Genomic DNA, 8,701 nt, shown 5'->3' on the forward strand with positions numbered 1-8,701 from the left:
CCTTGTTTGCCTTTTGATGGCGCATACCATTGCGTAGCAGGATCAAACCAAATGGCAATATTTCCGCGACTCATGAGTGCTCGGTTATATGCGGGCCAATTGGTTGTGCGGTAGATTTTGTGTGTAGGCTTCTTCATTTGAAAATTATATCGCTGAAAAACCCTTTACAGATAGGTTTGTGCAACAAAGCCGTTTCCGAGACATTGCCTTGATTGGCTTCAATTAATTTGATGGCTTCAGCTTTAAATTCTGTGGTGTAAGTCTTGTGTTTCTTGCTCATGGTAAACTCCTGATGAGTGTGTTTAGTTTACCAAGTTAAAACCTCCTGTTTTTTCAGCACACATCAGGTGACTTAATGGTGTGAAATCCTCACCAAACTCTTTTAAAAACAGCGATTCAAAGTCTTCTGCTTCGGTATCCGCAATCGCAATAAAATCAAAAACGGTGCTTAACTGAAGGTTGCAGTTAGCATCAAAACTAAGGTGGTTATTCACCGCATCAGCTTTGACAAGTCCTATTGCCCAATCACTTAAAGGATTCGATGCAAAATGTTTTGCTGATTTAGCGTCAACTGGTAATGAGTGCATAGGGGATCGCCTATCTGTTGGAATAGATACATAGTATCAATCCTTAAAAGGTTTTAACTTTTCTCTAAAAATTAAAACGTGAGTTTTATTTTAATCAATTAAAATCAGCGTATGCGTTTTTAAGCAAACTTAAAGTGGTTTTATAAGTCTTTTTAAATATTTTAAGAAAAGAATAATTGTTTTTAGAAAAAAAGTTTTAAGGGTTTTATTTTCTATAATTAAAAGCGAAATGTGAATTTATTTAAGGAAAACCAAAATGATTTTAGGTGATATTTTAGCTCTTGCGATGGTTGGTACTTGGTTGCTTGCTCTTGATGAATACAAAGCAAAGCTTCTTGCATGGGGTCGCACGACATTTACGTTGTTAGCGATTACTGGTGTTGCAACCATCATTATTTCTTATGTATTTTATTCTACGGCGCAAATCGCATCTAAAGACTATGGCCAAGTAGTCGGCTGGTATGAAACCGTGCGTATTGCTGAGATCAGTGAACCATCGGAAACAAAGGAACAAGAGATTCGTAAGTTTTATACGATCATGGCTCAAAACCCTAAAGAGCTATCTCGCCGTGAGTTCTACAAGCTCCAAACACAATATAAGAATGTGATTTATACAAAGTAATCATTTACCAGGCCTGGTTACAGGCCTTTCGTCTATTCAATCGTAGGATGTATTCAAATGTTGATTCTAGAAGAGCTTTGTGGTGAGCTAATAGTTGTGTCCAACATTCTATTGTCTATTTATTTTAATTTACTTATTGTTGTTCGATAATTTTGGTTAAACCGACTATGATGAAGTCTGAAATAGAACAAATATTAAAAGAGCTCTCTAAGGAGTTTTCTACAAAGACTACGGCGCTACTTGAAGCAAGAAAGGTCTTTGTTTCTTTTGATCCAGAAATACAATTATCCATACTACAACTCAACCAGCACTCAGACCTCAATGTAATACTTCCTAATATTCAAAGCCAGCCTGAAAGAGATCCTTTGTATTTAACATTGAGTAATATTTATTGGATTAAGGTTTATAACCAAATAGTTATTAAGATAAATCACCAATCAGATGCAAAAACTAGGTTTTATACGAAGTATTGTACTCATAACAGTAAGGTATTCGGACTAAAGATGGTAAGAAAAGCACTTGCTGACTTGGATAATCTATCTAGCAACGCTTCTCTTGTTGATGTTTTGGCAAATCAAGTTGGTATATACGACACGATATGGAGTTTTAAGTTTGTCGAGAAATCTCCTAGAACCCGTATACACGGCACTGGCATCAATAAAAAAAGAAAAATAGACCTATGTTTTAATATGATTCGCACTTTTGAACAGGTCGCTAAATCTATTAATTTGAATATTAGTAATGAATATTCACTATTAAAGATAGAAGAGAATAGGTTTGATCAGGCTATCCAGGAGTTAACTAAAGATCTAAATATTAGTAAAGGTGCTTACATCCAGATTAATGAGCATCTTGAAGTTAAATTGGCAAAGACATCCAGCACAATTTACGTCAAATTTAGTGATTTAGCATCCGAAAAGCTCAATAAGCTTTATGGTAGATAATCGTCTTCAACTGAATAGACATATAACTATTTTTAAAAAAAATTATATTCATACAAATTACTCTAAAATTAGGTAATCAAGCTCATTGCTTAAAACTTGGAGTCGGTCGTGGATTTAGTAAAAACGCAAAACAATAATGAACAATTGCAACTTTTCAATAAGCTTTTATTGGATGCAAGAAGTAGTTTTATTGATGCTGAGTTTAAGATTTCAAATATCTTTGATGCACCGCATAAGAATGAAGTTGTTCGCTTAAATAAGAAATCACAAGCATATGTTGAAGCTAATGGCTGGATGTCCAGATCTTCCGCATTAGAGCGTTTAGAACAATGGAAAAACGTTGCGTTTAACCAATATCTAGATCCAACGATCCGCAACCAAAACAACCAAAAAATTGTCATTTCTCTTTTTGATTTGTCTGGCACATGGTCACAACCATGGGTTGATGCTGGCTATCAAGTATTTCGCTTTGATATACAGGCAGATCCTTATTTTGGCGATATTAATAACTTCAGCGTGGAATTCTTTAACGAGCTTTTTGCATGCTTTGATGGTTTGGACGTTCATGCGATTTTAGCTGCATGCCCATGTACTGACTTTGCTGTTTCTGGTGCAAGACATTTTACCGCCAAAGATGCTGATGGTCGCACGTTAAGCAGTATTGAGCTGGTGTACCAAACTTTAAGAACAATTGAATTTTTTAAACCGAATATTTGGGCAATTGAGAATCCAGTAGGGCGTATTGCGAGCTTAACCGGGTTGTCGCCGTGGCGTCTGTCGTTTGATCCGTTTCATTTTGGGGATACTTACACTAAGAAAACCTTATTATGGGGTAGATTTAATGCTGACCTACCTATTGCACCAGTAGAGCCTATAGAGGGATCTAAAATGCACAAGTTATATGGTGGGAAAAGCTTGGCCACTAAAAATGCTCGAAGTGTAACGCCTGTTGGTTTTGCATATTCATTCTTTATGGCCAATAACGCGCATGACCATAAACTGATGGCATTTTCAAACAAATATGACCGATTAGACCGGAATCTTTTAAAACTCGCTCTGAATTCAGGAGTTTCTGAATATGAAATTTCGTCTGCCATCGATGATGCTTACTATGATTATGATGATTTGGCAGCCATTGATTCTATAAATGAACTAATGCTTGCCTAAGTATTCATACAGTATTCGCGTACACGAATTTAGTGGCAAAAAGCCAAAAACTTGGAGTTTATATTATGTTTAATTTATTACCACACGAACTTATTGTTGATAATTTTGCCGGGGGTGGTGGAACATCAACCGGTTTAGAACGTGCATTTGGGAGACCGATTGATATTGCTATTAATCATGATCCTAAAGCTTTGGCGATGCACCGGGTAAATCATCCTCTTACAAAACATTATTGTGAAAGTGTTTGGGATGTAGATCCAGTTGAAATCACTGGTAATCAACCCGTTGGATTAGTCTGGTTGAGCCCAGACTGTAAACACCATTCCAAAGCTAAGGGAGGTAAACCTCTCAATAAAAACATTAGGGGATTGGCCTGGATTGCATTGCGCTGGGCAGCAAAGGTTCGACCTCGTGTAATAATGCTTGAAAATGTAACGGAGTTTGCAGAATGGGGTGACCTTGATAAAGATGGACGTCCATGCCCAAAGCGTAAGGGACGAACGTTTAATTGCTTTGTAAATGCATTGAAATATCAAGGATACTCAGTTGAATACAAAGAATTAAAAGCATGTGACTTCGGTTCACCAACTATACGAAATCGATTTTTCTTAATAGCTCGCCGTGATGGATTGCCAATCGTATGGCCAAAGGAAACCCATGGTAATCCTAATACCAGTCTTGTAAAAAAGGGACGTTTATTGCCATGGCGTACAGCTGCTGAATGCGTAGATCTAAGTTTTGATTGCCCTAGTATATTTAAAAGAAAAAAAGCACTGGCACCAGCTACGTTAGAGCGTATTGTTCGCGGTATTTTGAAATATATCGTTCATAATCCAGAGCCATATATCGTTGATGCAGCTGCTCCAATTCTTACAGAATGTGCAAATGGATCAAGTCGGAGATCAATGCCGATCGATGAGCCTTTGAGGACAATTACAGCTGAAACTAAAGGCGGTACCCACTCACTATATGTTTGTCACCTTTCAAAAATGAAAAATGGATGTACTGGCCAAGAGTTAAATGAACCTATGCATACACTCACAACAGTAAATCAATTTGCAGAGGTACGAGCTTTATTAACGAGATTTACTGAAGGGTTAAATTTCAAAAATGAACTTTTTGAAAAATTTGGAATCATTGAAATCAATGGTGAACGCTATTGTATTGAAGATATTGGCTTTAGAATGCTTCAACCATTTGAACTTTATAAGGCTCAAGGCTTTCCGCATGATTATATTTTCAGTTATGGACATGATGAAAATAACCAACAATTGAAGTTAACTAAACAAGACCAATATCGTATGGTCGGTAACTCAGTACCACCTGATTTATCTTATGCACTGGTTCTGGCCAACTTTACTCATGAACAGGAATATAGTCTGGCCTCATAAGGCTATTTGCATTCTATAAATTATGAGTTAAAAAAAGAGGTCCCTAATGACCTCTTTTTAAGCTAGATAATAAAATTAATAATTACACTTAAACCAATTTGCTTTACTGTCCCAAACCGTTCTACCAGCTTCAAGTGGGATCTGGTTGTACAACACATCACTTCCAGCTGAGATTCCATTTTGGGTATTTAAAAAGCCTTTGATATGGAACAGAGCCATTAATTATAAAGCAGGGGAATAAGTTTATCCTTGTCTGTGATCGTGGATTCCCATCGGATATTGAAGATCCGAGTATTTATAATTACTTGTCCAATTATATCCAATAGAAATCATTTTCTATAAAACAGAGTGTGTTTCCACACTCTGTTTTATACGGTATTTAGGTCCTTTAAAAGTTCAAAAGCATCCATTTCTTTAACGATGTTCAATAAATATTGCCTGTTGTTTAATAGCAATTCATCAAAGTGACGTATATCAACGATATTACTTAAATTATGTATTTTGAATTGATTTTTTGACATGTAATTAATGCATTCATCTTGATCAAAACATTTTGTTGCTGGAGATCCTGATTCACTTATGAAAATAATGCTGCTGTTCCACATAGATAAATAAAAATATCTGTAAATTTTATCATTTCGCGAAGAGTACCAGTCAGGAAGCATAATTTCACAAGAGTACTTAACATCACCTCCATGAGAATATTGATCCCAAAGTTCAATCATTTCAGAACGTTTTAATTTAGATGTCTCCAGTGCTAAAACTGTGTATTGAGAATCCCTACTTAACCCTAATTTAAAACACATATCTGCGTAATTAATCTGATCGATATCAATTGTGTCTTTGTATCGTTGTTTTTTTAATTGATTCAATAATTCAATCTGATTGCTTGTAAAAATATCCATCCATTGAGTAACTGGCAATGATTTTATTAGGGCCAAAAAAGCTTTTTTATCTTCTCTGGTGCAATCTATGTCTTCTTTCACTTGTCTATTCCGCAAGTATCCATAATTGCCATTTTCTAAATCGGAGCTAACCCAATATGCATCCTGTAAAGTTCTATCGGCTTTACTTTCTAAAGGTGTAATGTCAAATAGTCGGAGATCGTTAGGACAGCACTCTGTAAATGTTGGATGCTTAATAGGTCTGCTGGTATACGCTATTAAAGTTTTACGATGCTTTGATAAGAGAAAAACACTATCTAAATAGTTAGTCATCGTGTTTAGAACGGATAAAGGTAAGGCATATTCTTCATTTTTAGTTTTATATGTATCTAGGACGTCTATCTCAGAGTAACATTCAATATAAGGATAGTGTTGATGCTGACGAAAATTAGCAATAGCTTTTTTATTCTTACTATCAGAAAACTCATATTGAATATTATTCGAGTCTAACCAACTATAAAATGATTGATTAATAATATCCTTCACACGATGATCGATAACCAGGATATCTGGTATTCCAAAAACTAATGGAATATTTGGGCCATTAGTCTTGTAGTAACGGCTCCAAAAAGTCTTCAGGAATTTTGACAGGGAACAACTACTGTCATTTTTTTCATAATATTCCGTGTAATTTAATGGAAAATCATTGACGGAGATGCCAAGTAAACATAATGGCTGCATTGATAGATCAGGATCTATAACTAATGGATCATTAGAACGCATTACGCCGTAGTTAGGCTCTATGAATACCCGTTTGCAAACCTGTACTGTTAAGTAATGAATAATTGGCATCATCTCTGACATATTACGTGTAAATTTTATTATTCATAAGATAGACGATCTTTATTCTAACTCCAAGGATAACCCATTGTGTATTGGTAACTTTTAAGAAATATTTGAACAAACATACAGCTCTCAATACAATGGGTCTCAAATCATAGTAAGGTTTTTTTCATGTCTACTTGCAGTTCAACGTCAGGAAAACCTGAAACGAAAGTTATCGCATTTAGCGGTGCAAATAAAAAGATAAGCGATATTCTTGACCTCGAGCACGTCAGATCTAACTCGCTTTTACAAATTCCTATTGCAGCTGAATTATTATCAGCTGGATTTCCTTCACCAGCACAAGATTTTATTGAAAAGTCGGTCGATCTCAACGAAATGCTGATCACCAATGAGTACTCTACGTTTATTGGTAAAGTAGGCTCTCGTTCCATGCTAAATGCTGGTATAGATATTAACGATAAGCTCATAATCGATAGAAGCTTCAATGCCAAGCATCTAGATATTATTGTTGCTCAGCTAGAAACAGACTTTACCGTTAAGCGGTTGATGATCACCAAGCAAATGTCAGCTGGTGAAATTAATGAAATTTTTGGTCCAGATGCAAAATCTATCCCTCCAGTTTGGCTTAAAGCAGAAAACCAAGAGCACTCACATATTTTTCTAAAACCTGAACAGGAATTGATTGTGTGGGGCGTAGTGACTTACATCATTAAAGACGCACGAAAATGACAAACCGGGTATTTATTCATGTTGATATAAATTCGGCATATTGTTCGATGGAAGCATTTTGGAACCCTAAGTTAAAGGGTAAACCATGCGTTGTCTTAAGCTCTAATGACGGAACAATCATCGCGAGAAGCGCTGAAGCTAAACTCTTAAAAATCCCGATGGGTGCGCCACTCTTTAAGGTCCAAGACATCATCAATAAACATAACGTTCATGTGCTATCGAGCAATTTTGCGCTGTATGGCGAAATGTCACGCCGTTTTCATGGAATATTATCTGGTTTTGTAGATCCAAGCTGTTACAGCATTTACAGCATTGATGAAGGCTTTATAGAATTTACTCAATTTACTAAAAACTTTGATGCTACTGAAATGGCACGGGAGATTCGGCATCAAGTATATAAGTTTATTGGCTTAACAACGTGCGTGGGTGTTGGTAGAACACTGACTGAAAGTAAAATGGCCAACAACCTTGCCAAAAAGAATCCAGAATTAAATGGAATCTGTAATTTAGTGACAATGAGCCTGGTAGATGTCGAAAGCTACTATCAAAGCATGCCAGTTGATGAAATATGGGGTGTAGGGCGAAAGTACGCTAAAAAGCTTAATGACATGGGGATTTTAAGTGTGCTGGATCTTGCAACATCCAACCCGAATCGAATGCGTGAACTCTTCAATGTGAATATGCAAAGTACGATTTTAGAATTGCTTGGCCAGCCATGCTTTGAATTTGAAAGTTCACCTAAGGCGAAACAACAGATTGTCTCGAGCAAATCTTTCGGCCAGAAAATTACTGAGCTCTCAATTCTTCAAGAAGCCGTCAGCAAATATACCCATAATGCATTCAATCGGCTTGTTGCTGAACACCAGCTATGCGGATCTCTGATTGTTTTCTTGCAATCCAACCCATTTGACCAGTCAAAACCGTATTACAGCAAGTCGTTAACATACACGTTTACCCAACCTACAAACAATTTGATGCAACTGGTTAAAGCTGCCACATCACTGATTGATAAATTGTACAAAGAGGGGATAGAGTTTAAGAAATGTGGCGTGATGTTGTGTGAATTGATAAAAGAAGAACATCGCACGATCGGCCTACTAACTGACGTAGAGCAGCTTGAAAAAGAGCAAGCGTTAATGACGGCGTTTCAAAACATTCAAAGTAAGTTTGGCAAGGCTAAAATTGCTGCTGGATCATGTAATCTGAAAAATAGAGATTGGGAACCTAAGTCAGAACGTCAAAGCCGTAACTATTTTAGTGAGGCTGGTATGATTGTCTTCAATTGATTCATTTGAGGGAATTTGTTGGCAATGACGGGGATGGTCAGACTCGAACTGGCATTCAAGGAATCAAACCTTTGCCTTAAAGAGATTGATCAAATCTCAAAATCAATTGGCTACACCCTCGGAAATCTCTGTACACGACAAATTTCACAGAACCCTTATCCTATCAGGCTTCTGCCTTCTTAAAATTGCCAAAATTTCCTTAAACTCTTCTTTTTTCCCAAAACCAATTAAACGCTGAATCGCCA

The 8,701-nt window shown here is 36.5% G+C and carries 8 protein-coding genes and 2 pseudogenes; 6 read left to right on the forward strand and 4 right to left on the reverse strand.

Annotation, left to right across the window (positions count from 1 at the left end; genetic code table 11):
* The 3 genes and pseudogenes from DYI81_RS17295 to DYI81_RS17305 all read right to left on the reverse strand — a co-directional run.
* A pseudogene (locus DYI81_RS17295) lies at positions 1–137 on the reverse strand (IS5/IS1182 family transposase); the annotation flags it as partial.
* A gap of 50 nt (positions 138–187) precedes the next feature.
* Positions 188–280 (reverse strand): annotated as a pseudogene (locus tag DYI81_RS18050) (transposase); the annotation flags it as partial.
* A gap of 22 nt (positions 281–302) precedes the next feature.
* A complete protein-coding gene (locus tag DYI81_RS17305) occupies positions 303–587 on the reverse strand; it encodes a hypothetical protein (protein WP_117008164.1) in 285 nt (94 codons plus the stop codon).
* Between the two features lie 256 nt (positions 588–843).
* Between DYI81_RS17305 and DYI81_RS17310 the strand changes: the two genes are divergently transcribed.
* The 4 genes from DYI81_RS17310 (at position 844) to DYI81_RS17325 (ending at position 4,711) form a co-directional block, all read left to right on the forward strand.
* Positions 844–1,209 (forward strand): hypothetical protein, encoded by a 366-nt coding sequence (locus tag DYI81_RS17310; protein WP_005028583.1) that lies wholly within the window; start codon positions 844–846, stop codon positions 1,207–1,209.
* A gap of 167 nt (positions 1,210–1,376) precedes the next feature.
* Positions 1,377–2,153, forward strand: coding sequence for a hypothetical protein (locus tag DYI81_RS17315; RefSeq protein ID WP_005028581.1), 777 nt, complete (start codon positions 1,377–1,379; stop codon positions 2,151–2,153).
* 108 nt (positions 2,154–2,261) lie between these two features.
* Complete coding sequence (locus DYI81_RS17320; protein ID WP_005006014.1) at positions 2,262–3,320, forward strand: DNA cytosine methyltransferase; 1,059 nt, start codon at positions 2,262–2,264, stop codon at positions 3,318–3,320.
* Between the two features lie 65 nt (positions 3,321–3,385).
* Positions 3,386–4,711: a DNA cytosine methyltransferase gene (locus DYI81_RS17325; RefSeq protein WP_005006017.1), complete on the forward strand. Its 1,326-nt coding sequence runs from the start codon at positions 3,386–3,388 to the stop codon at positions 4,709–4,711.
* Between the two features lie 368 nt (positions 4,712–5,079).
* Here DYI81_RS17325 and DYI81_RS17330 read toward each other — a convergent pair whose 3' ends face one another.
* Positions 5,080–6,459: a hypothetical protein gene (locus DYI81_RS17330; protein WP_005006018.1), complete on the reverse strand. Its 1,380-nt coding sequence runs from the start codon at positions 6,457–6,459 to the stop codon at positions 5,080–5,082.
* Positions 6,460–6,609: 150 nt separating this feature from the next.
* Here DYI81_RS17330 and umuD point away from each other — a divergent pair, with 150 nt between their 5' ends.
* Positions 6,610–7,170, forward strand: a complete 561-nt coding sequence (gene umuD, locus DYI81_RS17335; RefSeq protein ID WP_005006020.1) for a translesion error-prone DNA polymerase V autoproteolytic subunit — start codon at positions 6,610–6,612, stop codon at positions 7,168–7,170.
* On the forward strand, positions 7,167–8,456 hold the full coding sequence (locus tag DYI81_RS17340) for a Y-family DNA polymerase (RefSeq protein ID WP_038350012.1): 1,290 nt from the start codon (positions 7,167–7,169) through the stop codon (positions 8,454–8,456). Before umuD ends, DYI81_RS17340 begins: the two co-directional genes overlap by 4 nt.
* Positions 8,457–8,701 lie beyond the last annotated feature (245 nt).

The sequence above is a fragment of the Acinetobacter sp. SWAC5 genome, assembly GCF_003419885.1.
Lineage (GTDB): Bacteria > Pseudomonadota > Gammaproteobacteria > Pseudomonadales > Moraxellaceae > Acinetobacter > Acinetobacter cumulans.